Annotated in this window: 19 protein-coding genes; 9 read left to right on the plus strand and 10 right to left on the minus strand. The window is 66.1% G+C overall.

The window, feature by feature from the left end; all coding sequences use genetic code 11:
- Window position 1: 1 nt before the first annotated feature.
- Entirely contained in the window at window positions 2–1,957 is a 1,956-nt protein-coding gene (locus ASE82_RS02445; RefSeq protein WP_056058388.1) for a peptidylprolyl isomerase, read from the minus strand.
- A gap of 140 nt (window positions 1,958–2,097) precedes the next feature.
- Between ASE82_RS02445 and tpiA the strand changes: the two genes are divergently transcribed.
- Window positions 2,098–2,841, plus strand: coding sequence for a triose-phosphate isomerase (gene tpiA, locus ASE82_RS02450; RefSeq protein ID WP_082441192.1), 744 nt, complete (start codon window positions 2,098–2,100; stop codon window positions 2,839–2,841).
- 167 nt (window positions 2,842–3,008) lie between these two features.
- Window positions 3,009–3,707, plus strand: coding sequence for a hypothetical protein (locus ASE82_RS02455; protein WP_056058391.1), 699 nt, complete (start codon window positions 3,009–3,011; stop codon window positions 3,705–3,707).
- A 138-nt stretch (window positions 3,708–3,845) separates the two neighbouring features.
- Here the strand turns inward: ASE82_RS02455 and ASE82_RS02460 are convergent, their stop codons facing one another.
- Together ASE82_RS02460 and ASE82_RS02465 are read right to left on the minus strand one after the other, a co-directional pair.
- On the minus strand, window positions 3,846–5,231 hold the full coding sequence (locus ASE82_RS02460; protein ID WP_056058393.1) for a leucyl aminopeptidase family protein: 1,386 nt from the start codon (window positions 5,229–5,231) through the stop codon (window positions 3,846–3,848).
- Window positions 5,228–6,619 carry a serine hydrolase domain-containing protein gene (locus ASE82_RS02465; RefSeq protein WP_056058396.1) on the minus strand — a complete coding sequence of 464 codons (1,392 nt, stop codon included), beginning with the start codon at window positions 6,617–6,619 and terminating at the stop codon, window positions 5,228–5,230. The genes ASE82_RS02460 and ASE82_RS02465 overlap by 4 nt, the downstream gene beginning before the upstream one ends.
- Window positions 6,620–6,783: 164 nt before the next feature.
- Here ASE82_RS02465 and ASE82_RS19215 point away from each other — a divergent pair, with 164 nt between their 5' ends.
- Window positions 6,784–6,930 carry a lmo0937 family membrane protein gene (locus ASE82_RS19215; protein ID WP_107954842.1) on the plus strand — a complete coding sequence of 49 codons (147 nt, stop codon included), beginning with the start codon at window positions 6,784–6,786 and terminating at the stop codon, window positions 6,928–6,930.
- A gap of 104 nt (window positions 6,931–7,034) precedes the next feature.
- Here ASE82_RS19215 and rimO read toward each other — a convergent pair whose 3' ends face one another.
- Window positions 7,035–8,387, minus strand: a complete 1,353-nt coding sequence (rimO, locus tag ASE82_RS02470; RefSeq protein WP_056059559.1) for a 30S ribosomal protein S12 methylthiotransferase RimO — start codon at window positions 8,385–8,387, stop codon at window positions 7,035–7,037.
- Window positions 8,388–8,481: 94 nt separating this feature from the next.
- On the opposite strand from rimO, the gene ASE82_RS02475 reads away from it, so the two are divergent.
- Window positions 8,482–9,624: an anhydro-N-acetylmuramic acid kinase gene (locus ASE82_RS02475; protein WP_056058398.1), complete on the plus strand. Its 1,143-nt coding sequence runs from the start codon at window positions 8,482–8,484 to the stop codon at window positions 9,622–9,624.
- Between the two features lie 297 nt (window positions 9,625–9,921).
- Here the strand turns inward: ASE82_RS02475 and ASE82_RS02480 are convergent, their stop codons facing one another.
- From ASE82_RS02480 to ASE82_RS02495, 4 genes are all read right to left on the minus strand, one after another.
- The gene (locus ASE82_RS02480) at window positions 9,922–10,248 is read right to left on the minus strand and encodes a hypothetical protein (RefSeq protein ID WP_056058401.1); all 327 of its coding nucleotides are present in this window, start codon (window positions 10,246–10,248) and stop codon (window positions 9,922–9,924) included.
- Between the two features lie 89 nt (window positions 10,249–10,337).
- A complete protein-coding gene (locus tag ASE82_RS02485) occupies window positions 10,338–11,516 on the minus strand; it encodes a vWA domain-containing protein (RefSeq protein ID WP_056058404.1) in 1,179 nt (392 codons plus the stop codon).
- Between the two features lie 12 nt (window positions 11,517–11,528).
- On the minus strand, window positions 11,529–13,439 hold the full coding sequence (locus tag ASE82_RS02490; protein WP_056058407.1) for a CocE/NonD family hydrolase: 1,911 nt from the start codon (window positions 13,437–13,439) through the stop codon (window positions 11,529–11,531).
- A 233-nt stretch (window positions 13,440–13,672) separates the two neighbouring features.
- Window positions 13,673–14,239, minus strand: a complete 567-nt coding sequence (locus tag ASE82_RS02495) for a CHAP domain-containing protein (protein ID WP_056058410.1) — start codon at window positions 14,237–14,239, stop codon at window positions 13,673–13,675.
- Window positions 14,240–14,603: 364 nt separating this feature from the next.
- On the opposite strand from ASE82_RS02495, the gene ASE82_RS02500 reads away from it, so the two are divergent.
- Window positions 14,604–15,029 (plus strand): hypothetical protein, encoded by a 426-nt coding sequence (locus ASE82_RS02500; protein ID WP_056058412.1) that lies wholly within the window; start codon window positions 14,604–14,606, stop codon window positions 15,027–15,029.
- Window positions 15,030–15,087: 58 nt separating this feature from the next.
- Here the strand turns inward: ASE82_RS02500 and ASE82_RS02505 are convergent, their stop codons facing one another.
- Window positions 15,088–15,942, minus strand: a complete 855-nt coding sequence (locus tag ASE82_RS02505; protein ID WP_056058415.1) for an AAA family ATPase — start codon at window positions 15,940–15,942, stop codon at window positions 15,088–15,090.
- A gap of 66 nt (window positions 15,943–16,008) precedes the next feature.
- Window positions 16,009–16,743, minus strand: coding sequence for a DUF6975 family protein (locus tag ASE82_RS02510; protein WP_162236664.1), 735 nt, complete (start codon window positions 16,741–16,743; stop codon window positions 16,009–16,011).
- Between the two features lie 334 nt (window positions 16,744–17,077).
- On the opposite strand from ASE82_RS02510, the gene ASE82_RS02515 reads away from it, so the two are divergent.
- From ASE82_RS02515 to ASE82_RS02530, 4 genes are all read left to right on the plus strand, one after another.
- Window positions 17,078–19,282, plus strand: coding sequence for a S9 family peptidase (locus ASE82_RS02515; protein WP_443025067.1), 2,205 nt, complete (start codon window positions 17,078–17,080; stop codon window positions 19,280–19,282).
- Between the two features lie 6 nt (window positions 19,283–19,288).
- On the plus strand, window positions 19,289–20,005 hold the full coding sequence (locus tag ASE82_RS02520) for an MgtC/SapB family protein (RefSeq protein WP_056058423.1): 717 nt from the start codon (window positions 19,289–19,291) through the stop codon (window positions 20,003–20,005).
- Between the two features lie 346 nt (window positions 20,006–20,351).
- A complete protein-coding gene (locus ASE82_RS02525) occupies window positions 20,352–21,377 on the plus strand; it encodes an aspartate-semialdehyde dehydrogenase (protein ID WP_056058425.1) in 1,026 nt (341 codons plus the stop codon).
- A 458-nt stretch (window positions 21,378–21,835) separates the two neighbouring features.
- Window positions 21,836–26,524: a beta strand repeat-containing protein gene (locus ASE82_RS02530; RefSeq protein WP_056058429.1), complete on the plus strand. Its 4,689-nt coding sequence runs from the start codon at window positions 21,836–21,838 to the stop codon at window positions 26,522–26,524.
- Window positions 26,525–26,567: the final 43 nt, after the last annotated feature.

The raw sequence follows: 26,567 nt of genomic DNA on the forward strand, positions 1-26,567 counted from the left end.
ATCAGTTCCCGGCAGCGCCCTGGCCGAGCAGGTCGGCACGGACGCGCGCGAGTGCGGCCGGGTTGGTCTTCACGCCGACATCGGCACGGACCGCCTTGGCGAACTGCTCGACATATTCGCGACCGACCGAGCGGGCGATGTTGCCGCGCGCTGCCTTGATTGCCGCGTCGTTGCCAGTTGCGTTGCCGCTCTGGACGCTGTCGAGCTTGATCACGAACCAGCCGCTGTCGTCGGGGGCGGCGAGCGTCTTGGCGGTGTTCGGCGCCATGCTGAACATCAGCGCGAGCGCGGGCGGTGCACCGCGCGGATCGGCGGCGAGCTGCGCACGGGCAGCGGTCAGCGTGCGTGCGGGCGGCATCGGCAGCTTGGTCTGCGCAAGCGACTGCTGGATCGGCATGCCCTTGTTGATGCGCGCGAGCACTTCGCCGGCGACGCGACGGGCGGCCTGGCGAGCGCGATCGGCGGTCACGTCCTTGAGCACCGCGGCGCGAACCTGTGCCAGCGGACGCGGGGCGGAATGGACGACGCGGCCAAGCGCGACGACGGCAAAACCGCCATCGGTGCCGACCTGGACGAGCTGCGGGCCGTCGCCATCGGCAGCCTGGAATGCTGCGGCGACGAGTGGCGTAAGCGCCGCATCGGGCTTGCTGGCGGGATCGTCGGGGTTGATGCCGCTGGCGATCAGCGCGGGCGTGGTGACGGCCGCGAGCTTCTGGTCGGCGATGACTTCGTCGAACGTCGCGTTCTTCGACAGCGAGTCGTCGATCTTGTCGTGGATCGCCGAGAGCGCCTCGGCCGACTTCTGGATACCGAGCGCGGCAGCGATTTCGCCACGGACCTGATCGAGCGAACGAGCCGCGACCTTTTCGATCTTGTCGACCTTGGCGACGGTCCAGCCGAGCGGCGTGCGCACCGGGCCGATCACCGCGCCGCTGGCGGCCGCGAAGACGGCATCGGCAACCTGCGCGGACGTCGTTCCGGCATAGGCAGCCTTCTCGACACCGGTCTGGGTCGAGGCTTCGAGACCGGCAGCGCGGGCGGCATCGGCGAGGCTGGTACCACCCTTCACCTTGGCGGCGACCGCGGCGGCGCCGGCCTGATCGGCGACGACGACCTGCGTGATGTCACGCTTCTCGGTCGCGGCGTAGCGGGCGCTGTCCTGCTGATAGGTCTTGGCGATCTCGGCGTCGGTCGGGACGGCCTGTGCCTTGACGGCCTCGGGCGTGATCATCGCGTAGCGGACGACTCGGCGCTCGGGGACGGTGTAGCGCGCGATGTTGCGCTGATAGAAGGTGTTGAGGTCCGCATCGCTCGGCGCGGGGCCGGCGGGGACGAGGGCGGCAGGAATGAAGCCGATCGTGCCGGTGCGCTTTTCGAGCAGCAGCGACGCGTAGGGGAGCGCGAGCTGGCTGGCGACCTGGGTCGCGCCGTTCGAGGGCAGAGTCAGCTGCTGCGCGAACGTGTCACGCTCGATATCGCTGCGGATTTGCGCGTCAGTCAGCTTCCGCTGGGCGAGCACCTGGCGGTAGAGATTCTCGTCGAACTTGCCGGTCGGCCCCTGCAACGCGGGGATGCTGGCGATCTGGCCGTCGATCGCGCGCTTGCTGACGACCATGCCCTGCGCGCGGCCGAACTGCTCTAGCGCCATGCTGGAGATGATCCGGTCGAGCGTGCCGTCGAAGCCGCCCTGGTTGACGAAGGTCGCCATGTCGAGCGTCGGCTGCTGCTGGCGGAAGCCCTCCATCTCGGTCTGCGCCTGCGTCTTGAGCTGGTTCGCGGTGACGTCCGCCTTGCCGACCTTGGCGACGTCGCCGCCGGTGATTCCGGCGCCGCCGGTCATCGAGCTGAGCCCGGTGACGTCACCCGCCGCGAACGCGAGCGCGATCACGCCGAGTACCAGGAACGTGATGATCACGCCGACCTTCGAATGGGTAAGGCGGCGGAAGAAAGCGAGCATGGACAGCCGATCGACAGGGATGGGAACGCGGTTGCTTTACGGGGGCGAGGGCGGCTCTTCAAGTCGGGCGCGCAACGTTGCTTGGGGTTGTGCGGGGCGGGTGCGGCGCTATCGCTGGGCAAAACACGCGGGAGATGACGATGCGGCGTAAGCTTGTAGCCGGAAACTGGAAGATGAACGGGTCGCGCGCGGCGCTGGCGGAGCTCGATACGATCGCGGCGGCAGCGGCTGCCGCCCCGGGCGTTGATGTCGCGGTGGCGGTGCCTTTCACGCTGATCGACGCCGCGTCGCAGCGCGTTCCGGGGTTGGCGATCGGCGCGGAGGATGTGCACGAGGCGGATTCGGGCGCGCATACCGGGTGCGTGTCGGCGTCGATGGTCAAGGAAGTCGGCGCGAGCTTCACGATCGTCGGTCATTCCGAGCGTCGCGCGGACCAGCACGAGACCAGCCACGACGCCTGGGCGAAGGCGGCGGCGGCGCGGCGGCAGGGACTGAACGTGATCCTGTGCTGCGGCGAGACCGAGGCGGAGCGCGATGCGGACCGCGCCGAGCGAGTCGTGCAGGCGCAGATCGAGAAGTCGGTGCCGGACAATGCGGACGGAAGCTGGTTCACGCTCGCGTACGAGCCGCGCTGGGCGATCGGGACGGGACGCACGCCGACACTGGAAGAAATCGCGGCGATTCACGCGATCGCGCGCGCGAAGTTGCGGATGCTGATCGGTGATGCGGCGGCCGGGGTGCGGATCCTGTACGGCGGGTCGGTGACGGGGGCGAATGCGGCGTCGATTCTCGATACGCCGAACGTCGACGGGGCGCTGGTCGGTGGGGCTAGCCTGACCGCCGAGAAGTTCGTGCCGATCATCGAGGCTGCGGCGGGGTTGTGACGGGCGGTCCGGTCGATCTTGATCCTGATTTGGACGTTTCTGATCCGGATCTCGGGTAGAGCGTGTTAAGTCTCGATAAACATGGCGGTCTTATGGTCCGTGACACGATTCGACGGCCGAGTTTCGGGCCGGGGCGTTGATCGGACAACATCGGTGCGAGGGTTGATATGGCCAGGTGGTTCCCCGGTTGCGTGAGTGCCTCGCTGATCGCGAGCTCCGTCCTGTGCCCGATCGCGGCGCGTGCCGAGACGCCGCGCGAGTTGCTGACTCAGGCCGGGTTCGTCGACCGCGATCGCAATGTCGCGCTGGCGCGCATCGACCGGGCGGCGGCGGCGGCGGGGCAGGCGCTGAGCCGTTCGCCGAACGACGCCGAGGCCGCGATCATGCAGGCGATGGCGAAGGGGTATCGCGCCAAGCTGCTCGGCAACCGGAGCGAGGCGATCGCCGCGCGGAAGCAATATGAGGCGCTGGTCGTCCGCTATCCGCGCAATGCCGAGGCGCAGGCAGCGCTGGGGGCTTGGCATGTCGGGGTGATCGCCAAGCTCGGGCGGTTCGTCGGGCGTGCGGTCGCGGGCGCGCAGAAGGCGACCGGGTTCGAGGCTTTGGACAAGTCGGTGGCGTTGGGTGGTAACCGCGCGATGTTCGCGGGGCTTGCCGGGTTGTTGCGGCTGGAGTTGGATCCGAACGATGCCCGGGGACGGGCGCTGGTCGAGACGGCGAGCAAGGCCCCGACGCCGACCGCGATCGACGGGTATGTGCGGAAAGCTGCGGTGGCGGTGCTGGTGCCGTTGCGCGCTGGCGATGCGAATGCGACGAAGGCTCTGGCGGATAAGCTGCTGCCGTTCGGGCAGTTTGCGACGGGGTAATCCCGGTTACGGCATCACAGCTGTCATTCCCGCGGAGGCGGGAACCCATATTGGCTATCGTATCGATGTGATCACCGACACCTGGGATTATGGATCCCCGCCTGCGCGGGGATGACGGGTGTTTTGCGTTCCCTTTATTTAGCGCGAGTACCGTTTCGCCAACATCGCGAAGGCTGCACGCAGGGCGTAAGCCTCGCCGCCCTTAGGCCGTCCCGGTTTGGCGGACGGCCGCCACGCGAACACGTCGAGATGCGCCCACGCCGCGGTCTTCGGCACGAACCGGCGCAGGAACAGCGCGGCGGTGATCGCGCCGGCGAACCCGCCATCGGGTGCGTTGACCATGTCGGCGATGTCCGACTTTAGCATCTCGTCGTAACCGTTCCAAAGCGGTAGGCGCCACATCTGGTCGTTCTGTCCCAGCCCGGCCGCGAGCAGGTCCACCGCGAGCGACTCGTCGTCGGTGAACATCGGCGGCAGGTCGGGGCCGAGTGCGACGCGCGCCGCGCCGGTGAGGGTGGCGAAGTCGAGGATCAGTTCCGGATTGCTCTCGCCCGCCTTGGTCAGCGCGTCGCCGAGCACGAGGCGGCCTTCGGCGTCGGTGTTGGTGTTCTCGACGGTCAGGCCCTTGCGCGTGGCGAGCACGTCGCCGGGGCGGAAGGCGTTGCCAGCGATCGAGTTTTCCACCGCGGGGATCAGCAAATGGAGACGGACCGGAAGCTTGGCCGCCATCACGAGGCTCGCCAGCGCCAGCGCATGCGCCGCGCCGCCCATGTCCTTCTTCATCAGCCGCATGCCGGCGGACGGCTTGATGTCGAGCCCGCCGGTGTCGAAGGTGACGCCCTTGCCAACCAGCGCGATGCGGGGGTGCGAAGGGTCGCCCCATTCGAGTTCGATCAGGCGGGGCGCGCGATCCTTGCTCGCCGCCTGGCCGACCGCGTGGATCATCGGGTAGCCGGTCGCGAGCGCATCACCTCGCGTGGTGGTGACGGTCGCTCCGTGGCGTTTGGCGAGCGTCTCCGCGGCGGCTTCGAGATCGGCGGGCCCCATGTCGGACGCGCCGGTGTTGACGAGATCGCGGACGAGCGCGGTGGCTTCGGCGAGGCGAACCGTCTCGTCAATATGTGCGGCGTCGGCGGTCAGCAGCACGCGGGGGCCGATCGCGTCGGGCTTCACGTACCGCGTGAATTGGTGCTGGGCGAGCATCCAGCCAAGCCCGGCTGCGCCGACTGGCCCCTCCGCGAGACGGTATGTGCCCTCGGGCAGCGATGCGCCGAGCGAGGCGATCCGCCAGGGGGACGTGACGGCTTCGTTGCAGACCAGCAGCATCGACCAGTCGTCCGCGATCTCGCCGGGCAGGACCGCGCGGTCGCCGGGCTTGCCGGTCAGCCGGTGTGCGGCGATCGTCGTGCGGATGCGCTGCGACTGTTTGGCGAGCCAGCTTTCATACGCGTCGGGCTCGACGACGTGGATCGTCCGCGCGGGCTGGCCGCGGTCGGGTTGGAGCATCGAAGCGAAGTCGGTCATTGTGCGGGTGCCACCAAAAGTTGTTCGTATCGGCCGTTCGCGCCGGGCTCGGCATAGGTGCTGAGCGAGAGCGTGCGGTCGGGATAGGTGATGCGGTAGGTGCGGTTGACGAAGCCGCCGCGCAAGCGGGTCTTGCCGGTTTGTGCGAACGCGGTCGGTTGGCCGAGCGCGCCCAGACTCGTCTTGTAGTCCGCGAGCGCGACCGGCTTAAAGTAGTAATTGGCGTCTTCGGTCAGCCCCTTGCGGTCGAGCGTGCCGGTTCGGAGCTGGTCGTAGACCGCTCGGGCTCGGGCGAGTGCAGCGGTGTCTTCGGCGTTGGCGGGCGCGGGCGGCAGGACGATCTTGGCGACGCCGGCGGCGATGCGGCCCGTTGCGTCGCTGAACCAGCTGTTGGTGAGGACGACGATGGCCGCCTTGTCGTCGGGGTAGACGGTGTTTTCGGACAGGAAGCCGACTGCTTCGCCGCTATGCTCGACATAGCGGCGGCCGTTGGTGCTGCCGGTGAAGACGCCGAGGCCGTAGCCGTTGCTCGATCCGTCGGCGAGTTTCACCGGCGTTTCCTGCGCGGCCCAGTCGTCGGCGGGGAGCGTGGTGCGGTTGAGGCGGGCGACGTCCCATTTGGCCAGGTCTTCGGCGCTCATCGACAGTTCGCCGGCGGCGTAGAGCCAGCCGTCCGCGCTCGGCGTTTCGGGGCGGACGGGGCCGAGGGCGAAGCGGCCATAGCCTTGCGGGAAGGCCTTGCCGATCGCCTTGTCCTGGTCGAGCGCGCGGATGTCGAGCGGCTTGAAGATGCGTTGCTGGAGGAAGCTCAACAGCGGTTGATGCGCGACCTTCTCGACGATCAGCCCGGCGACGACGTACCCCGTGTTGGAATATTGCCACTGCGTGCCGGGCTGGAAATCGAGCGGCTTCTTGGCCCAGCGATCGGCGATCTGCTGCGGCGTGACGGGCTTGGCCATTGCGGCGAAACTGTAGTCCTGCGGCCAGTAATCCTGCAGGCCCGAGGTGTGGCTGAGCAACTGGCGGATCGTGATGCGGTCGCCGCCGGTGATGCCAGGAATGTATTTTGACACGGTGTCGTCGAGGCTGAGCTTGCCTTCGTCCTCAAGCAGCAGGATCGCGGCGGCGGTGAACTGCTTCGAGATCGAGGCGATCTGGTAGGGGAGTTTCGGGTCGGCGGTCGCGATCGCCTCGGAGGGTTTGCCATAGGCCTTGGCGAACACGATCCGTCCGCTGCGGACGACCGCGATCGAGGCGGACGGCACGCCGGTATCGCCGAGCGCGCCGGTGACCAGCGTGTCGATCTGCGCGGTTTCGGCGGGGGTGAGCAATTGCGCGAGGGCGGGGGCCGGCAATAGCGCGGCGATGGCGAGAAAGCGGAGGATCATGGCCGCAACGAAGCAGAACCGGCCGGCGCACGCAACGCCGCGATTTTAATTTCGCGCTGGTTGAAGGGGTTAGGCTAGGGCAGAAATGTTGACGGAACACGTCGTGTTACACGCACGTTTCATCGTCCGACCGGGAGCCTTTTCACGTCTTAGGGGACACAACCATGCTGTATACCATCGCCGTCATCCTGCTGATCCTCTGGCTGGCAGGCTTCGCCTTCCATGTCGCTGGCGGACTGATCCACATCCTGCTGGTGATCGCGGTCATCGTCGTTCTGGTGAAGCTGTTCACTGGCCGCAACGTCGTCTGACGGACTCGCGAACTTGGCCGTTCTCCCGCGGACGCGGGAGTCCAGGATCACCAACGGTATCGTTCGAGATTCCTGGACCCCCGCTTTCGCGGGGGAACAGCTAATTAGACGGGGACGCCGTAGAGGTCGTGATCGTCGGCGTCTTCGATCGTGACCGGGACGATGTCGCCGACCGTCAGATGGCCGGCGTCGCGGAGGAAGACTTCGCCGTCGATCTCAGGTGCATCCGCCTGTGAGCGGCCAGTGGCGCCTTCTTCGTCGACCGCATCGATGATCACGTCGAGCGTCCGGCCGATCTTGGCCTGCAACTTGGCCGCGGAGATCGCCGCGGTCTTTTCCATGATGCGGGCGTAGCGCTCTTCCTTGAGCTCCTCGGGCACGTGGTCGGGCAGCAGGTTCGCCGCAGCCCCTTCGACCGGCTCGAAGCGGAACGCGCCGACACGGTCGAGTTGCGCCTCGTCGAGCCAATCGAGCAGATACTGGAAATCCTCCTCGGTCTCGCCGGGGAAGCCGACGACGAAGGTCGAGCGGATCGTGATGTCGGGCGCGATCGTCCGCCAGTTGTGGATGCGCTGGAGCACTTTCGCATCGTTGCCGGGGCGCTTCATCCGACGGAGTACCGACGGCGAGGCGTGCTGGAACGGGATGTCGAGATACGGCAGCACGAGACCTTCCGCCATCAGCGGGATGACGTGGTCGACGTGCGGATAGGGGTAGACGTAGTGGAGGCGGACCCACGGCGCGATCTTGCCGAGTTCGCGCGAGAGATCGGTCATGTGCGCGCGGACGTCGCGGGCTTCGTTGCGGGACATCGGGCCGCCGGTCTTCACGGGCCAGCTCGCGTGACGCAGGTCGACGCCGTACGCCGAGGTGTCCTGGCTGATGACCAGTAGTTCCTTGGTACCGGCTTCAACGAGCTTCTCCGCCTCGCGCAGGATCGCGTCGGGGCGGCGGCTGACGAGGTCACCGCGCAACGACGGGATGATGCAGAACGAGCAGCGGTGGTTGCAGCCCTCGGAGATCTTCAGATAGCTGTAGTGGCGCGGGGTCAGCTTCAGGCCGGCGTCGGGGATCAGGTTGAGGAAGGCGGACGGCGGCATCGGGGCGGCCTCGTGGACCGCGCCGACGACCTGCTCGTATTCGTGCGCGCCGGTGATCGCGAGGACCTGCGGGAAGCGCGCGCGGATCGCGTCGGCTTCCTTGCCCATGCAGCCGGTGACGATGACCCGGCCGTTCTCGGCGATGGCCTCGCCGATCGCCTCGAGGCTTTCTTCCTTGGCGGAATCGAGGAAGCCGCAGGTGTTGACCAAGACGATGTCGGCGCCGGCATAATCGGGCGACATCTGGTAACCGTCGCCGCGGAGCTGCGTGAGAATCCGCTCGCTGTCGACGAGGTTCTTAGGACAGCCGAGCGAGACCATGCCGATCTTCGGCGGGGAGGGGAGTGTTGTTGCCATGAAGCCCGCGCACATAGGCGCAAAGTTCGGTTTTTTCTAGGCGGGCGGAATCGCATCCTGCATGGATGGGCGGATTACGCGGGAAGGAACCGATATGCTGGCGATTGGACTGATGTCGGGGACGTCGCTCGACGGGATCGACGCGGCGTTGATCGAGACCGACGGCGAGGCGTTCGTGCGGCCGATCGCGTTTCGCGGCGAGCCGTATTCGGATGCGGCGCGGGCGCAATTGGCGGAAGCCACGCGGATGGCGCTGACGTTCGACAAGCCGCGCGCCAGTCCGCCGGTGGTCGCCGCGGGCGAGCTGATTACGCGCGCGCATGTGTTTGCGGTGCATAAGTTGCTGGCGGATGCGGGAGTTGCGGCGGCGGATGTCGATGTGATCGGCTTTCACGGGCAGACGATCGCGCATCGGCCGGATCGGCGCTGGACGTGGCAGATCGGAGATGGGGCGGCGGTCGCGCGCGCTACCGGGATCACGACGGTGTCGGATTTTCGGTCCGCGGATGTGGCGGCTGGTGGGCAGGGCGCGCCGTTGCTGCCGGTGTATCATGCGGCGTTGGCGGCGGGGCTCGAGGGGCCGGTCGCGGTGCTGAACCTTGGTGGGGTGGGGAACATCACCTTCATTCCCGGCGGGATTGACATGCATGATTCGCGCGAGATGTCGCCAGAGCGGGCGCAGATGATGGATCGCGATGGCTTGGTGGCGTTCGATACCGGGCCGGCGAACGGATTGATTGATAGCTGGGTCGAGGCGGAGACTGGTGCGCGATATGATGCCGGGGGGGCGTTGGCGGCGTCCGGGCGGGTGGACGAGACCGTGTTGACCGCGATGCTCGATCACCCGTTTTTCGATGCGCCTCCGCCGAAGTCTCTGGATCGGAATGACTTTACGATCCAGCCGGCTCGGGGGTTGTCGGCGGCTGATGGGGCGGCGACTTTGACGGCGTTTACGGCCGCTACCGTGGCAGAGGCTTTGCGGCATTTGCCGGCTCGGCCGGTTCGGTTGCTGGTCGCGGGCGGGGGGCGGCATAATCCGACGATGCTGGCGATGATCGCTGAGCGGACCGGGTTGGTGGTGGAGCCTAGCGATGTGCTCGGGTGGAACGGCGATGCGCTGGAGGCCGAGGGGTTCGCGTATATGGCGGTGCGGACGTTGAAGGGGCTGGCGATTAGTTTTCCGGGGACGACGGGCGTTCCGGTGGCGATGGCTGGTGGGGTTGTGGATCGGGTTTGAGGGGGCGGCTAGCCAACGCTTCGCGCAACTGACCGAAAGCTTGTTCTCCCGCGAAGGCGGGAGCCCAGACTGGGCTCCCGCCTTCGCGGAAGAACAAGGAGGCGGGGGTGGCGCCGCTTGGGTCACTCGCACCCGCTCCCCACCTCACACGTTTACCCTTAGTTGCTACCACCCCGGCGGAGGCCGGGGCCCAATTGGAAAGGTTGCAGTAACGAAGCGCGCGCTCAGTTAGCGACGTCCCCCAATTGGGCCCCGGCCTTCGCCGGGGTGGTGCACCGGACTAGGTGCACCAAGCTATCAGTGCGGCTTCTTTGCCTTGGCCGGCTTCTTCGGTTCGGGCTTCTTCGGCGGCGCCTTCTTTTCCGCCGCATCCTTCGCGCGCAACGCAGGCGCTGCGATCGCTGCTGCGATCCCCGCGATCACCGTCGCACCAACCGCGATAGCGGTCTTCGGGTGCGACTTCACCGTATCCGTGGCCGTCGCGAGGCCAGCCTTTGCCGCGTCGGTCGCGTCCTCGACCCAATCGCTGGTCGCCGCGGTCTTCTTCGCGTCGGGCTTCGGCTTGTGGTCGTCGTCGTGATGGACCTTGGCGTGCGGCATGGCGGAGTTGGGGATCGACGACATAGGGCTTGTCCTTCGGTAAGGGATGATGCCCGATAAACCGATCGCGTCCGTGACGGTTCCGTTACGGTCCGCCGCTCACCGCGCCAAACTCATCGTTTCCGCGTCAGCTCGCGCATCGCGTCGTCGAGCCCGGCGAGGCTCAGCGGGTACATCCGGTCGGTCATCAGCTCGCGGATGATCCGCACCGACTGCGAATAGCCCCATTGCGCCTCGGGCACCGGGTTGAGCCACGCCGCCGCCGGATAGGTGTTGGTCAGCCGCTGCATCCACACCGCGCCCGGCTCCTCGTTGAAATGCTCGACCGAGCCGCCGGGGTGCGTGATCTCGTACGGGCTCATCGACGCATCGCCGACGAAGATCAGCTTGTAGTCGTGGCCGTATTTGTGGAGCAGATCCCACATCGGCGTGCGCTCCGCAAACCGCCGCGTGTTGTCCTTCCACACGCCTTCGTACGGGCAGTTGTGGAAGTAGAAGAATTCGAGATTCTTGAACTCGGTGGTCGCGGCGGAGAACAGCTCCTCGCAGAGCTTGACGAACGGGTCCATCGAGCCGCCGACGTCGAGGAACAGCAGCAGTTTCACCGCATTGCGGCGTTCGGCGCGCATGACGATGTCCAGATAACCTTGCCGCGCGGTGCCGGCGATCGTGCCGTCGATGTCGAGTTCGTCGGCGGCGCCGTCGCGCGCGAAGCGGCGCAGGCGGCGGAGTGCCACCTTGATGTTGCGGGTGCCGAGTTCCTTGGTGTTGTCGAGGTTGCGGAACTCGCGCTGGTCCCAGACTTTCAGCGCGCGCTTGTGCGTGCTTTCGCCGCCGATGCGGACGCCTTCGGGGTTGTAGCCGCCATTGCCATACGGGCTCGTGCCGCCGGTGCCGACCCATTTGTTGCCGCCCTGGTGGCGTTCCTTCTGCTCCTCCAGGCGTTTCTTGAGAGTCTCCATGATCTCGTCCCACGAGCCGAGCGACTTGATCGCGGCCATCTCCTCGGGGGTCAGGAATTTCTCGGCGACCGCCTTCAGCCAGTCCTCGGGGACGTCGCCGGCGGGCGTGCCGTAGCTGGTGGCGAGGCCGCGGAAGACCTTGGCGAAGACCTGGTCGAACTTGTCGAGCAGCCCCTCGTCCTTCACGTACACCGCGCGGGACAGGTAGTAGAAATCCTCGGGCGTCCGCTCGATCACCTCGGCGTCGAGTGCTTCGAGCAGGATGAGGTGCTCTTTCAGGCTGGCGGGGATGCCGGCGCTGCGGAGTTCGTCGAGGAAGTTCAGGAACATGGGCTCACGTCCTCACTTGGTAGCCGCGATCGGCAGTTCGATCGCGCTGGCTTGCGCGGTCGAGTGGAAGACGCTGATCGTGGCCTTGCGGTAGTCGGCGGGCTTCGCGTCGAAGATGTTGAGGACGTAGGTCTGCGGGTTGCGGTCGTAGAGCGGGAACCAGCTCGACTGGACCTGCACCATGATGCGGTGGCCGGGGAGGAAGACGTGGCTGGCGTTGGGCAGGACGACGCGGAAATGCGTCGGCTGGCCGGCGACGATCGGGGTCGGCTTCTCGAAGCTATCTCGGTAGCGGCCGCGCAGAATGTCCATCGAGACGGCCAGCTGGTAGCCGCCCATCTCCGGCTTGTCGGAATATTCGGCGGGGTAGACGTCGATCAGCTTCACCACGAAATCGCCGTCGGTGCCGGTGGTGCTGGCGATCAGGTCCGCGACGGGCGCGCCGGCGATCGCGACCGGGCTGGTCAGCGGCGGCGTCTGGTAGGTGAGGACGTCGGTGCGATCGGAGAACGGGCGCTGATCGTCGACGAGCCATTGCCGCCACGTGGAGCCGGTCGCGTAGGTCGGGCGGATCGGGCGGAGGCGGTAGGGGATCGGCTTGGCGGGATCGGAGATATAGTCGTCGTGGCCGTCCTGCGCCGGAGCAGTCGGGGCGAGGCCGCTGGCGGGCTGGAAGTAGAGTTTCTGTGTGGCGGTCGAGTTAGGCCAGCCGGCGAGCGTCTGCCACTGGTTGGTGCCGGTCTGGAACGCGGTGACCGGGGCGAGCGGTGCGGCGGTGCCGCCGGTCTTCAGCGCGCCGTTGAGGAACGGGAGCAGGACGTTCTTGCGGAACCAGAGCGCGGTGTCGGAATCGAAGCGGATCGCGCCGAGCGTCGAGCCGTCACCGTTCGCGCCGCCATGCGCCCAAGGGCCGAGCGCGAGGTGGTTGACGTGGTTGGGGTCGACCTTCGACACGGCTTCGTAGGCCGCGACGGCGCCGTAGATGTCTTCCTGATCCCATTGGCTGGCGACCCAGAGCGTCTGCACCGTCTGCGGCTGCTTGGGCAGGATCGTCTCGAGCGCCTGCCCCTGCCAGAACGCGTCATAGCTTGGGTGATCGTGGAGGCGGTTGACGAACGGGAGCTGTTCAAGGCCGCGGCTCTTCACGAACGCACTGGCGGACCCGGCGCGGAGGAAGGTGTCGTAATCATCGTACGCGTCGCGCCAGAGGTCGCCGGCTTCGCCCTTCGCCGCGTCCTGCGTGTAGTAATAGTCGTAGCCGATCTGGCGGAACGCGCCGCCGTGGAAGTCGTCGTCGCCCTTCCAGGTGTTGATCACCGGGTTCATCGGGACGGCGGCCTTCAGCGCGGGGTGCGGGTTCACCAGCGCCATCGCGGCCATCATGCCGTCGTAGCTGCCACCGATGATGCCGACGCGCCCGTTGCTGTTCTTGAGGTTCTTCACCAGCCAGTCGATCGTGTCGTAGGCGTCGGTGGAGTGATCGACCTTGGTCTTGTTGAGCGGGCCGATCAGCGGGCGTTCGTTGATATACGCGCCGTTCGAGCCGTTCTTGCCGCGGACATCCTCGAACACGCGGATGTAGCCGGCGTCGAAGAACATCGCGTCGGACGCGCGCAGGTTCATCGCGCCGCTCGGGCTGGAGGATCGACTGGCGCTGCTTTCGGCGTTGTAGGGCGTGCGCTGGAGCAGGATCGGCGCGTCGGTGACGCCCTTGCGCTGGACGATGACCGCGTGGAGCGTGACGCCGTCGCGCATCGGGATGTCGACCTCGCGGCGGTCGAAGTCGAAGCTGGCGTTGGCGGGGACGAACTTGGCGGGAATGTCGCCGCCGGGGGGCGGGGACTTTTCCTTCTGGGCCCCGACGATCGCGGGAGTGGTCGCGAGCAAGGCCAGCGTGACCGTCGTAAGAGCCTTGAACCGCATCGCTATCCTCACCGTGTTTTGCGCGACGGTGGTGGCACGGTTTCGAGGGTGGCGGCAATGCTTAGTATTTGGGCTTAGTATTGAAGCGCGCGGCTCTTCTGGCTCCCCTCCCTGGAAGGGAGGGGCTGGGGGTGGGTAGGTTTCAGTATCCCGGCACGGTTGCGACTAAAGCGGGCCGACCCACCCCCGACCCCTCCCTTCCAGGGAGGGGGGAGTTAGCAGGAAGGGGGTGTTCAGCGCGCGATGGGCTCGCCGCTGACGGGCACATACGCGTCGATCAGCGCGCCGACATAATCAGGGTTGCGGCTCGTCAGTTCGGCGGCCGCATGCGCGTGGCCGTAGATGAACCCGTACACCGGGTAGATCCCGCCGCCGAGGCCATCGACGTCCTTGTACCAGACCTTCACGTCGCTCCAGTCGTTGTTGCGCGAGACGTCGAACAGCGTGACGTCCTGTTCGGCATGCCCGCGCTCGCCGTTCTGGCGTGACCAGTTGGCGTGGGTGAGCATGACGACGCGCTTCTCGACGACGCGGCTGACGACCGCGACATGGCCGAACGGCAGGCGCGGGGTCTTGGCGAAGACGATGACCGCGCCTTCCTTGGGCTTGTGCGTGCGTTCGTACTTGCCGTCGGCCTGCTCCCACCAGGTCCAGGCGTTGCCGTAGATCTGGATACCCGACGCGGCGCGCGCGAAGGGGACGCACTGGCCGACATAGTCGAGCAGAGAGGCGGATGCGGGGGCGGCCATGCCGATTGCCAGCAGTGCCGGCGCCCAACGACGGAAAGCATACAATCTCATGCCGTCACCTTGCCGGACAGGTATGGCATTATTGTTGCCGCAGATGGTTAATGTGCATCAATATCTAATCCGTCGGACTTTGCCGCGATCTGCTCGCCAATCGCCGTGACCGTCTCGACGAATTGCGGTCACAATGGCGCGGAATAGCTGAACGGACGGTGACGCCGATCCTGTTGATACGAATACGTATAGTTCTCTAAGGCGGCCCACGAAAACTTCGCCGTCGTGCAATAACTCCGAAGTGGTCGCGTATCGACGGACCGATCCCGGGATTTGCGTCCAAAGATACTGCGTGGTTTCCCGATCGGAATACTTCGCTTGTCCGACTGAGTGATCACGGTTTCACCATAAAAGGATTGTGATCATGTCGGTCGATATCAGCGATACAATCGATGCAGTTGCGGCAGAAGCACTGCTGGGTAAGGCTGTAGACTGGAAGCAGTATGACGGATTGCGCGTTACATCGCACACCAGCGGCGCAGTCTATCTGGTGATGTGGGGCCAGCTTCACTGGATCCCGGATGCCGCAACCTTCAACAGCGTGTTCAAGGACTGGAACGGGATCGTCAACAGCGATTACATCGTCGACAACATGCCGAAGGCGTTGTCGCTGGCCCCCGGCTCGTTCATCGCGATCAGCGGAGCGTCGCCGGCGTGGTATTTCGTGACGCTCGGCAAGAAGCTGCACATCCCCGATCCTGCGACGGTGAACCGCTTCAACTTCCGCAGCCCGATCTCGCTGCCGCATCTGGCGCTGGACTATATCCCGACGGGTCCGAACGTCACGTAACGCTCGAACTATCGGACCGGCGGCGGTGCTCATGCGCGGCCGCCGGTTCCTCGATAGGTTACCCCTGATTCTTCTGACGTTTCGCCATGAAGGCGAGGCGTTCGAACAGCATGACGTCCTGTTCGTTCTTCAGAAGCGCTCCGTGGAGGGGCGGAATCGCCTTGGTCGGGTCGCGGTTCTGGAGAATGTCTAGCGGCATGTCCTCGTGGAGCAGCAGCTTCAACCAGTCGAGCAGTTCGCTGGTCGAGGGCTTCTTTTTGAGGCCCGGCACGTCGCGGACGTCGTAGAACAGGTCCATCGCCTTGCTGACGAGGATCTTCTGGATGCTGGGGAAATGGACGTCGACGATCGCCTGCATGGTCTGGCGATCGGGAAACTTGATGTAGTGGAAGAAACAGCGGCGGAGGAACGCGTCGGGCAATTCCTTTTCGTTGTTGCTGGTGATGATGACGATCGGGCGCTCGACCGCGCGTACGGTTTCCTTGGTCTCGTAGACGTGGAATTCCATCCGATCGAGTTCCTGCAACAGGTCGTTCGGAAACTCGATATCGGCCTTGTCGATCTCGTCGATCAGCAGGACGGGCGGCGCAGGCTGGGTGAAAGCCTCCCACAATTTGCCCTTGCGGATATAGTTGCCGATGTCGTGGACGCGTGCATCACCGAGCTGGCCGTCGCGCAGGCGGGCGACCGCGTCGTATTCGTACAGGCCCTGTTGCGCCTTGGTGGTCGACTTGATGTTCCACTCGATCAGCGGCGCGCCGAGCGCTTTCGCGATCTCGTAGGCGAGGACGGTCTTGCCGGTGCCGGGTTCGCCCTTGATCAGCAGCGGGCGGCGCAGCGTCACGGCGGCATTGACCGCGACTTTCAAATCGTCGGTCGCGACGTAGCTCTGGGTGCCCTCGAAGCGCTTCATGCGATGTCCCGTCCGGTTCTGAATACCGGGTATGGATAGAGGGGAAGCGTTGGTCAGCGCAAGCGGTCAGAGGTCGCCGCGCGCACTCGATCGCGCTTCGAGCAGCGACCACAGGCCGCGGTGCTGTGCGAAAAGTTGCTGTGCGCCGAACAGGATCGCGCGCTGGCAACCGGGCGATGCACCGAGTTCCGCCACGAGCGCGGCGGTGTCGGTCTCGGACGGAAGCGTGATCGCGGGGACGGCTACCCCGAACCGCTCGGCGGCGACATCGAGCACGCGGCGGATCGCGCGCCAGTCATGGAGCAGCGCAGCCACCGCCCCGGTCGCACATCCACGACGCTCCGAACGGGCGAGCATTTCGAGCGCATGACGTTCGCCGACCAGTGCCGACTCGCTCTCCGCCTGGCCGGGGGTCGACGGGAGCGGGCCGACGGCCGCGGTGAGCTGTGCGAGATAGGTGCGCTCGTCCGCGAAGCCGCTGGCCGCGACGGCGAGCCAATCCGATGCTTCGGGCTGGATCGCGCGGGCGAGCACGTCGACGATCAGGCCGGGATGGTCGCCGTGGACCGCGCACAGCGCGTGGACCGCGTCGGAGAGGTTGCGCTGGCCCGGACCGCCGGCGATCAGGCGCGCATGATGCGGATGCGCTGCGCTGCCGTCCGCGTCGGCAAGCGTGACGAACGCATCCCATGCGCTCCGCTCGCTCGGCTCCCCGTCCTGTATGCCCGCGTTCGAAACCATCATTCCCCGGCCGTGCTGCACCACGGAAAGCTCGATCCGCGACGATGTCCCGCTTGCCATAAACGAAGGACGTAAAGACGGAGTTTACGGAGCGTTCATTATGCCGTGTTGGAGGGATATGCCGTGTTGGAGGGAAATGACGATGATGCGAGTCGGGGTCGCTTCGGTTCGCTCGGCATCACGATGCGCCCTTTACGCCGACGCACGCCGCCGCGATAACGCGCGACCGAAGATTTTCGGGTCCGTCGGGCGGTATCCGGCGGGATGATCCCACGGAGACTACAGGATGCGCACATGGTTGCTCGGGCTTGCACTTGCTTCGGTCGGAACCGCCGCGATGGCCGCTGATCAGGTCACGCCGCCAGCCGCACCTGCCACGCCGGCTCCAGCTCCGATGCGCCCCGTCGAAGCCGCCAAGCCCGGCGACCTGACGATGGCGCGCGTGTTCGGCAACCCGGACCTATCGGGATCGCAGCCGAAAGCGGTGCGGCTTTCGCCCGACGGCACGCTGCTGACGAGCTTGCGCAACCGCGCCGGCGAGAAGGAGCGCTTCGACCTTTGGGCGGTCGATACCGCGACGGGCCAAGCGCGGATGCTGGTCGATTCGAAGACCGTCGGCAGCGGCGCGGAACTGACCGAGGCCGAAAAGATGCAGCGCGAGCGTGCGCGGATCGGCGGCCAGAAGGGCATCGTCGCGTATGACTGGGCGCCGGACGGCAAGTCGATCCTCGTGCCGCTCGACGGCGACCTGTATCTCGCCGGGCTCGACGGCAAGGTGAAGCGGCTGACCAATACGCCCGGCGGCGAGCTGAACCCGGTGGTCAGCCCCAGGGGCAGCTTCGTCTCGTTCGTCCGCGACCAGAACGTCTTCGTACAGCCACTCGCCGGCGGCGACGCGCGCGCGGTGACGACGGGCGGCGGCGGCACGGTCCACTTCGGCGAGGCGGAGTTCGTCGCGCAGGAGGAAATGCATCGCGACACCGGCTATTGGTGGTCGCCCGACGAACGCTATGTCGCGGTCGAGCGGTTCGATGAGGCGCCGGTCCATACCGCGACGCGTGCATCGATCGGCGCGACCGGGACCAAGGTCTACGAACAGCGCTATCCGGCCGCCGGTACGCCGAACGTGCTGGTCGACCTCTATGTCATGAAGCCGGATGGCTCGGGGCAGGTGAAGGTCGATCTCGGCACCAACCCCGACATCTATCTCGCCCGCGTCGACTGGACGCCGGATGGCCGGATGCTGCTGGTGCAGCGCCAGAGCCGCGACCAGAAGCTGCTGGAGATGCTCCGCGTCGATCCGGCGACGGGCAAGTCCACCGTGCTGTTCACCGAGAAGTCGGGCGTGAAGAGCTGGCTGAACCTGTCCGACGCGTATCGCGTGCTCAAGGACGGGAGCCTGATCTGGCGGTCGGAGCGAAGCGGCTACGGCCAGCTCTACCGGTTCGCGTCGGGGAAATGGACGCAGCTTACCAAGGGCGACTGGGTCGTCACCGATCTGGTCGGCGTAGATGAAACCAAGGGACGTCTTTTCTTCCTTGGCAACAAGGACGACGTGCTCGAGCAGCAACTCTATTCGGTCGACGTCGCCAAGCCGAATGTCATCACCAAACTGACCGAGGCCGGCTGGTGGAACAGCGCGACGATGGATGCGGCGGCGAGCCGGTTCATCATCTCGCGCTCGAACCCCAAGCAACCGACGCAGGTCTATCTGGCGGATGCGACCGGCAAGCGACTCTCGTGGATCAACGAGAATGCGGTGGTCGAGGGGCATCCCTATTACCCGTATCTCGCCAGCCATCAGGAGACCAAGTTCGGCACGCTGAAGGCCAAGAACGGCATGACGCTCCATTACGAGATGATCACGCCGCCGCTGGAGCCGGGCAAGAAATACCCGGTGTTCTTCGAGCATTATGGCGGCCCCGGCACAGGTCAGGTCGTCACGCGCGGCTGGCAAGGTGCGCTGCCGCAATACCTCGTCGATCGCGGCTGGATTTACTTCAAGATCGACAATCGCGGCTCGTATAACCGCGGCAAGGCGTTCGAGGACCAGATCTATCACGCGATGGGCACGGTCGAGGTCGAGGACCAGCTATCGGGCGCGAACTACCTGAAATCGCTGCCGTTCGTCGAACCGAGCAAGATTGCGACCTATGGCTGGTCGTATGGCGGCTACATGTCGCTGAAGATGCTGGAGAAGACGCCGGGCGTGTATGCGGCCGCGGTCTCGGGCGCGCCGGTCACCGACTGGCAACTGTACGACACGCATTATACCGAGCGTTATCTCGGCGATCCGGCGAAGGACCCGGCGAGCTATGCGACTTCGGCGGCGGTCGAGGAGGCCAACCGCATCGTCGATCCGTTGCTGCTGATCCATGGCATGGCGGACGACAATGTATTCCTCGACAATTCGACCAAGGTTGCCGCGCGGATGCAGGCGACCGCGACGCCGTTCGAGATGATGTTCTACCCCGGCTACACGCATCGCGTGGCGGGGCCGGGGATCAGCGAGCATGTCTGGGGGACGATCCTGAACTTCCTCGACCGGACGGTGAAGGACAAGCCGGTCCCCGAAGTGGCTGCGGCGCCGGTGAAGTAACGTCCGGTGCGGTTCGTCGAGACGTTTCACCTGTGGCCGTTCCTCGACACGGTGGTGAGCTATATCGCCGCGTTCGTGTTCGGGACGCTGATCGGGGCGGAGCGGCAATATCGCCAGCGCACCGCGGGGTTGCGGACGAATACGCTGGTCGCGCTGGGGTCGGCGGCATTCGTCGATCTCGGTCAGCGGCTGGGCGGGGACGTCGAGTCGATCCGGATCATCGCCTATGTCGTGTCGGGGATCGGCTTTCTCGGCGCGGGCGTGATCATGAAGGAGGGGATGAACGTCCGCGGGCTGAACACCGCGGCGACCTTGTGGTGCTCGGCGGCGGTGGGGTCGTGCGCGGGCAGCGACATGATCGCGGAGGCGGGGTTGCTGACGTTCGTCGTGCTGCTGGCGAACACCGCGCTGCGGCCGCTGGTCGACGGGATCAACCGGATTCCGACCGAGGGGCGGACGATCGAGGCTACCTACAGCGTGATGGTGACGGCGGCGGCGGGGGATGCCGGGCCGATCGGCGATCTGGTGGTCGAGCATCTCGAGGCTGCGCATTTGCAGGTGGCGGAACTGGACGTGACCGAGCGGGGGGAGGACCGGGTGGAGATCGCGGCTACGCTGGTGGCGACGAACGTGCCGGCGGAGGAGCTGGATGCGATCACCGATCACCTGGCGAAGGTGCACGGGATCGAGCATGCGACCTGGCAGGCAAGGACGCACGATTGAGGCGGGGGCGGATCTCACCTTACATTCGGCACCACCCCGGCGAAGGCCGGGGCCCAATTGGGAAACGTTGCTAACGGAGCGCGGTCTCCTGTTACTGGGACCTTTCCAATTGGGCCCCGGCCTCTGCCGGGGTGGTGCTACTATTGGATTGGAGCGGAAAGAAGCTTGTTCCCCCGCGAAGGCGGGGGCCCAGACTGGGCCCCCGCCTTCGCGGGGGAACAAAGAAGGGAGGGCGCCGTTTCTCCGCCCCCCCAAACTCCCCCTATCCGCGCAACAAGTCGAAAGCCGTTGGACCTCGCCGCGCAACGTCGGTACTGCCCGCCCCAAGTCCAATCGGAGTTAAGACATGGGTTATCGGGTGGTGGTCGCAGGGGCGACCGGCAATGTCGGGCGTGAGATCCTCAACATCCTGGCGGAACGCGAGTTTCCGGCGGATGAGATCGCCTGCGTCGCGTCGTCGCGCAGCCAGGGGTTGATGGTCGACTATGGCGACACCGGCAAGCAGATCAAATGCACGAACATCGAGCATTTCGACTGGAACGGCTGGGACATGGCACTGTTCGCGATCGGCTCCGAGGGTTCGGCGATCTACGCACCGATCGCCGCCGCGGCCGGCTGCGTCGTGATCGACAATTCGTCGCTCTATCGCATGGACCCCGACGTGCCGCTGATCGTGCCCGAGGTGAACCCCGAGGCGATCGACGGCTACAAGGTCCGCAACATTATCGCCAACCCGAACTGCTCGACCGCGCAGATGGTCGTCGCGCTGAAGCCGTTGCACGACGCGGCGAAGATCCTGCGCGTGGTCGTCTCGACCTACCAGTCGGTCTCCGGCGCGGGCAAGGCGGGGATGGACGAGTTGTTCGAGCAGAGCCGCAACATCTTCGTCGGCGATCCCGCAGAGCCCAAGCTGTTCACGAAGCAGATCGCCTTCAACGTGATCCCGCACATCGACAGCTTCCTCGACGACGGTTCGACCAAGGAAGAGTGGAAGATGGTCGTCGAGACCAAGAAGATCCTCGACAGGAAGATCAAGGTCACCGCGACCTGCGTCCGCGTGCCGGTGTTCGTCGGCCATTCGGAAGCGATCAACATCGAGTTCGAGAACGAGATCTCGGCCGAGGAAGCGCAGAACATCCTCCGCGAGGCACCCGGCATCATGCTGGTCGATAAGCGCGAGGACGGCGGCTACATCACACCGATCGAATGCGTCGGCGACTTCGCGACCTATATCAGCCGCGTGCGCGAGGATCCGACCGTCGAGAACGGCCTCAACCTTTGGTGCGTCAGCGACAACCTCCGCAAGGGTGCGGCGCTGAACGCGGTGCAGATCGCCGAACTGCTCGGACGCCGGCACCTGCAGAAGGCGTAGTCGGGCGGGGCCATCGCGCCTTCAACACGCTCCAAAAGACCGATCGAAACCGCGTCGTCACCCCGTTTGACGGCGCGGTTTTACGATTCGCTTCCGATGAAGAGCGCGAGCGGCTGAAGGCACCGATCGAACCGAATTGCGGTGAATTTGATCGTCGATCTGGATAGCGACCAGTTTGAGTGCGATTGTTAACGATCCAAAGTGTCCGACGAGCAATTACTTCGACAGTGGACGCAAAAGCTAAAACAAAAACGGTTTTATAACTTGGTCAATCTGAGTTTAAGTTGCGTTGAATAACGACAGATTGCTTTGCCTGTTCCACCTTTAGTCTTATTTATTACGGTAACAAACTGTTAGTATTACAAGGGTGAACATCCTCCCGTTCCGATAATCGAATCTAGAGTTCGACGATGCGGAAAGTCAGGGCTGCTGTTGCAGCCGTCAGTGGAGGTTGTTTGATGTCCAACGCGTTTGTTCGCCCGCAGAATCGAGACGCCGTGACGCCGACTGGCGCAAAGACGCTCGGATCGCATCCTGTAAAATCGCCCACCTTTACCCGCACGCTGCGCCGCCTGCGCGATGGCGCTTCGCTGATCGGGCTGGCGACCACGTCGCTGCTCGCGACCCAAGCGGCTTCAGCGCAGACAGCCACGCCGAACATCGTCAGCGTATGCTCGGGCGTCAGCCTGCCACGCTCGGTCGTCACGGATATCCTGACCCCGGTGGTCAACGGAATCGTCACGCCGATCCAGAACACGGTCAACCCCATCACCGGGGGCATCAACACGTTGCTGCCGCTGCTTGGTGTGCCGACGCTCGGCATCAACGCATCCGCGCTTCTGACAAATGCGGCGGCGGGCAACAACATCACGTTGCAGGTGCTCAACGCCAACGGACAGCTCGTCGGACCGGCGGATCGTTGCGATACGCAGGCGGACAGTTTCACGTTGCGGACGCCGGCCGGCATCGCGATCGGCGGCAATCGGATCACCGGGCTCGGCGCGACCGGCGCCGAAGCGTCTGCAGGAGAGGGAAATTCGATCGCATTCGGTAACAGAGCGCTGACCAGCGCGACCGCGCTCGGCTCGATCGCGCTCGGCACCGGATCGACGGTCGGCGCCAATGCAACCGGCGCGATCGCTCTGGGTACGGGAGCGATCGCGACCGGCGCGAACGGCGTCGCGCTCGGTGCAGGCAGCGTCGCCGCCCGCGGACCGCTGGCAGGCTATACCGCGATCGGGCTCGCTGTTCCCCAGAACTCGGCCAGCGAAGTCTCGGTCGGCGCGGCGGGTGCCGAACGCCAGATCACCAACGTCGCGGCGGGCACCGCGGCAACCGATGCGGTCAACGTCGCCCAGCTCACCGGCGTCCAGGCGCAGATCGGCACGCTCGCAAGCGGTGCGGTCCAATATGACGGTGCGACCCGCACCAGCGTGACGCTGGGGGGAGCCGGTACCGGCGCGCCGGCGGTGGCGCTCCGCAACGTTGCGGCAGGCACGCTCGGCGCGGCATCGACCGACGCGGTCAACGGCAGTCAGCTGTTCGCGACCAACACCAATGTCTCGAACCTGACGACCAACATCAGCAACGGCGCGATCGGCGCGCTGCAATATTCCAACGCCGCGACGCCGACCGTTCCGAATGGCGGCGTTCCCTCCAACGACGCTGCGCTGGTCGGTGTCGCGGCGGGCCCGGTCGGGCTGCACAATGTCGCCAATGGCGTCGTTGCCGCCGGATCGACCGATGCGGTCAACGGCGGACAATTGTCGACTGTGACGGATCAGGTCGGCACGCTGGCCGGGATCGCCGTCCAGTATGACGACGCGACGCGGACGCGGGCGACGTTGGGCGGTGCTGGCACGGGTGCACCTCCCGTCGCGCTCGGCAACGTCACGGCCGGCACGCTCGGTGCGACCTCGACCGATGCGGTCAACGGCAGCCAGCTGTTCGCGACCAACACCAACGTCACGAACACCAATACCGCGCTGACGAACCTGACGACCAACATCACCAATGGCAGGATCGGCGCCGTCCAGTATTCGAACGCTGCGACGCCGACGGTGCCGAACGGTGGCGTCCCGACCAACGACGTCGCGCTGGTCGGTGCAACGGCAGGACCGGTCGCGCTACACAACGTTGCAGAGGGCACTGTCGCGACCGGATCGACCGACGCGGTGAATGGCGGTCAGCTTGCCACGGTGACCGGCCAGGTCGGAAACCTCGCCGCCCTGTCGGTCCAGTATGACGACGCAACGCGCGCTCGCGTGACGCTGGGCGGTCTCGGTACGGGGGCCACTCCGGTGGCGATCGGCAACGTCGCGGCGGGTGCGCTCGGCGCGACCTCGACCGACGCGGTCAACGGTAGCCAGCTGTTCGCGACCAATACCAACGTCACCAACCTGACGACCAACATCGCCAATGGTGCGATCGGTGCGCTGCAATATTCCAGCGCGGGTGCACCGACCACGCCGAACGGGGGCGTGCCGTCGAACGACGCGACGCTGGTGGGCGGTGCCGCCGGCGCGGTCGCTCTGCACAATGTCGCCGATGGCGCGGTCGCGGTGGGTTCGACCGACGCGGTCAATGGCGGTCAGCTTGCCCTGGTCTCGGGGCAGGTCGGCACGCTGAACGGTTTGGCGGTGCAGTATGACGATCTCAGCCGGTCGCGCGTGACCTTCGGCGGGACTGGTGCGGCACCTGTGGTGCTCGGCAACGTCGCGGCGGGGACGCTGGGCGCCGCCTCGCTCGAGGCGGTCAACGGCAGCCAGCTGTTCACGACCAACGCCAACGTCACGAACACCAACACCGCGCTGACGAACCTGACGACCAACATCGCCAATGGCGGGATCGGCGCGGTGCAATATTCCAACGCCGCGACGCCGACCACCCCAAATGGCGGCGTGCCGAGCAACGACGTCGCGCTGGTCGGTGCTGCGGCTGGCCCGGTCGGACTGCACAATGTCGCGAATGGCAATGTCGCGGCGGGATCGACCGACGCGGTCAACGGTGGACAGCTCGCCAGTGTCTCGGGCCAGGTCAGCGGCCTGTCGGCACTGGCCGTGCAGTATGACGATGTCGGCCGGTCGCGGATCACACTCGGCGGTCTCGGCACAGGTGCGGCCCCCGTCGTGATTGGCAACGTCGCGGCAAGCACGCTCGGTGCGACCTCGACCGAGGCGGTCAACGGCAGCCAGTTGTTCGCGACCAATACCAACGTCACCAACCTGACGACGAACATCGCGAACGGTGCGATCGGTGCGCTCCAATATTCGAGCGCAGGCGCACCGACCACGCCGAACGGCGGCGTACCGTCGAACGACGTGACGCTGGTCGGAGGTGCCGCTGGTGCCGTCGCCTTGCACAATGTCGGCAATGGCGTGGTTGCGGCCGGCTCGACCGATGCGGTCAACGGCGGTCAGCTGGCGACCGTATCCGGCCAGGTCGGCAACCTCGCCGCGCTGTCGGTGCAGTATGACGATCCGACCCGGACGCGCGTGACGTTCGGTGGGGCAGGCAACGCGCCGGTCGTGCTCGGCAACGTCGCGGCGGGAACGCTCGCGGCAGGATCGACCGAAGCGGTCAACGGCGGGCAGCTCGTGGGGCTCGGTACTAGCGTCGCGGCGGGTCTGGGTGGCCTGTCGAGCTACGACGCGGCGACCAACCGCGTGCTGGCCTCGATCGGGTTCGGCGGGGTGCAATATGGCAACGTCCAGTCGGTCTTCGACGCGGTCGATGGTGCGATCAACGGCGGTGCGGGCATCCGGTATTTCCGGGTTCTCTCGACCCGCGGCGACAGCGTCGTGACGGGTACCGACAGCATCGCGATCGGGCCGGAAGCGACCGCGACTGCGGACAACAGCGTGGCGATCGGCACCGGCTCCTCGGCGCTTCGTGGCGGTACGCTCGGCTATGCCGCGCTGGGTCTCGCCGGCTTGCAGAACTCGGTCGGTGAAGTGTCGGTCGGCTCGGCCGGTGGCGCTCGGCAGATCACCAATGTGGCGGCAGGCACCGCGGCGACCGATGCCGCCAACGTCGGCCAGGTCGCAGGCGTCGCGGCGCAGGTCGCGGCGCTGGGCACCACGACCGTCCAGTACGACAACGGCACGAAGAACGCGATCACGCTCGGCGGTGCCGGCGGGACGGTCATCACCAACGTCGCGGCGGGCAACGTAGCCGCCGGGTCGACCGACGCGGTCAACGGCGCGCAGCTTGCGGCGACCAACACGCAGGTGGCGAACAACACGACCGCGATCACCAACCTGGGCAACCAGATCAGCAACGGTGCGACCGGGCCGGTGCAATACTCCAACCCCGGCAGCGCCACCACGCCGAACGGCGGCACGAAGACCAACGACCTGACGCTGGTCGGTGCGGCGGCTGGCCCCGTCGGCCTGCACAACGTCGGGGGCGGTTCGATCGCGGCGGGTTCGACCGACGCGGTCAATGGCGGGCAGGTCTATGCCCTGGCGCTGACGGCGGTGAACGCGGTGTCGTACAACACCGATGCCAACGGTGCGCGGACCAACACCGTGACGCTGGCGGGTGGCAATGCGGCGGCGCCGGTGACGATCGCCAACGTGGCCGCGGGCACGGTCGCGGCGGGGTCCGCCGAGGCAGTGAACGGTGGCCAGCTCTACACCACCAACCAGGCGGTCGCGACGGCGCAGGGCACCGCGAACAGCGCGCTCGCGCTGGGCAGCAACTCGGTGCAATACGGTCCTTCGCGTACCAACGTGACGTTCAACGCAGGCGGCCAGGCGACCGTGCTGAGCAACGTCGCGGCGGGCGTGTCGACCACCGACGCGGTCAATGTCGGACAGCTGAACTCGGGCATCAACTCTGCGGTGACGCAGGCGAACGCCTATACCGACGGACGGATCGCGGCGCTCGACTTCGATCTTCGGAACCTCCGCCGGGACAGCTTTGCCGGGACCTCCAACGCGCTGGCAGCAGCCGGACTCCCGCAGGCGTATGAAGCGGGCAAGGGGATGATCGCGATGGGTGGCGGCACCTATGCCGGCCAGTCGGCGGTCGCGGTCGGGATGTCGAAGGCGTTCAGCGACGGCCATACCGTCGTCAAGCTGAGCGGCACCTATGACTCGCAGGGCCGTGCCGGTGCATCGGGCGGGATCGGGTATCAGTTCTGATCCTGTCTTTGGACGTTGGGAACGGGCGGCCTTCGGGTCGCCC

Source organism: Sphingomonas sp. Leaf230, from assembly GCF_001421745.1.
Taxonomy (GTDB): domain Bacteria; phylum Pseudomonadota; class Alphaproteobacteria; order Sphingomonadales; family Sphingomonadaceae; genus Sphingomonas.

Bases quoted from the DNA above. Each gene is read 5' to 3' on its own strand.
- ASE82_RS02455 (WP_056058391.1), top strand. From the start codon at position 3,009: ATGGCCAGGTGGTTCCCCGGTTGCGTGAGTGCCTCGCTGATCGCGAGC.
- ASE82_RS02495 (WP_056058410.1), bottom strand. From the start codon at position 14,239: ATGAGATTGTATGCTTTCCGTCGTTGGGCGCCGGCACTGCTGGCAATC.
- ASE82_RS02515 (WP_443025067.1), top strand. From the start codon at position 17,078: ATGCGCCCCGTCGAAGCCGCCAAGCCCGGCGACCTGACGATGGCGCGC.
- ASE82_RS02525 (WP_056058425.1), top strand. From the start codon at position 20,352: ATGGGTTATCGGGTGGTGGTCGCAGGGGCGACCGGCAATGTCGGGCGT.
- ASE82_RS02475 (WP_056058398.1), top strand. From the start codon at position 8,482: ATGCTGGCGATTGGACTGATGTCGGGGACGTCGCTCGACGGGATCGAC.
- ASE82_RS02465 (WP_056058396.1), bottom strand. From the start codon at position 6,619: ATGATCCTCCGCTTTCTCGCCATCGCCGCGCTATTGCCGGCCCCCGCC.
- rimO (WP_056059559.1), bottom strand. From the start codon at position 8,387: ATGGCAACAACACTCCCCTCCCCGCCGAAGATCGGCATGGTCTCGCTC.
- ASE82_RS02485 (WP_056058404.1), bottom strand. From the start codon at position 11,516: ATGTTCCTGAACTTCCTCGACGAACTCCGCAGCGCCGGCATCCCCGCC.
- ASE82_RS02530 (WP_056058429.1), top strand. From the start codon at position 21,836: ATGTCCAACGCGTTTGTTCGCCCGCAGAATCGAGACGCCGTGACGCCG.
- ASE82_RS02460 (WP_056058393.1), bottom strand. From the start codon at position 5,231: ATGACCGACTTCGCTTCGATGCTCCAACCCGACCGCGGCCAGCCCGCG.
- tpiA (WP_082441192.1), top strand. From the start codon at position 2,098: ATGCGGCGTAAGCTTGTAGCCGGAAACTGGAAGATGAACGGGTCGCGC.
- ASE82_RS02505 (WP_056058415.1), bottom strand. From the start codon at position 15,942: ATGAAGCGCTTCGAGGGCACCCAGAGCTACGTCGCGACCGACGATTTG.
- ASE82_RS02490 (WP_056058407.1), bottom strand. From the start codon at position 13,439: ATGCGGTTCAAGGCTCTTACGACGGTCACGCTGGCCTTGCTCGCGACC.
- ASE82_RS02480 (WP_056058401.1), bottom strand. From the start codon at position 10,248: ATGTCGTCGATCCCCAACTCCGCCATGCCGCACGCCAAGGTCCATCAC.
- ASE82_RS19215 (WP_107954842.1), top strand. From the start codon at position 6,784: ATGCTGTATACCATCGCCGTCATCCTGCTGATCCTCTGGCTGGCAGGC.
- ASE82_RS02445 (WP_056058388.1), bottom strand. From the start codon at position 1,957: ATGCTCGCTTTCTTCCGCCGCCTTACCCATTCGAAGGTCGGCGTGATC.
- ASE82_RS02500 (WP_056058412.1), top strand. From the start codon at position 14,604: ATGTCGGTCGATATCAGCGATACAATCGATGCAGTTGCGGCAGAAGCA.
- ASE82_RS02510 (WP_162236664.1), bottom strand. From the start codon at position 16,743: ATGGCAAGCGGGACATCGTCGCGGATCGAGCTTTCCGTGGTGCAGCAC.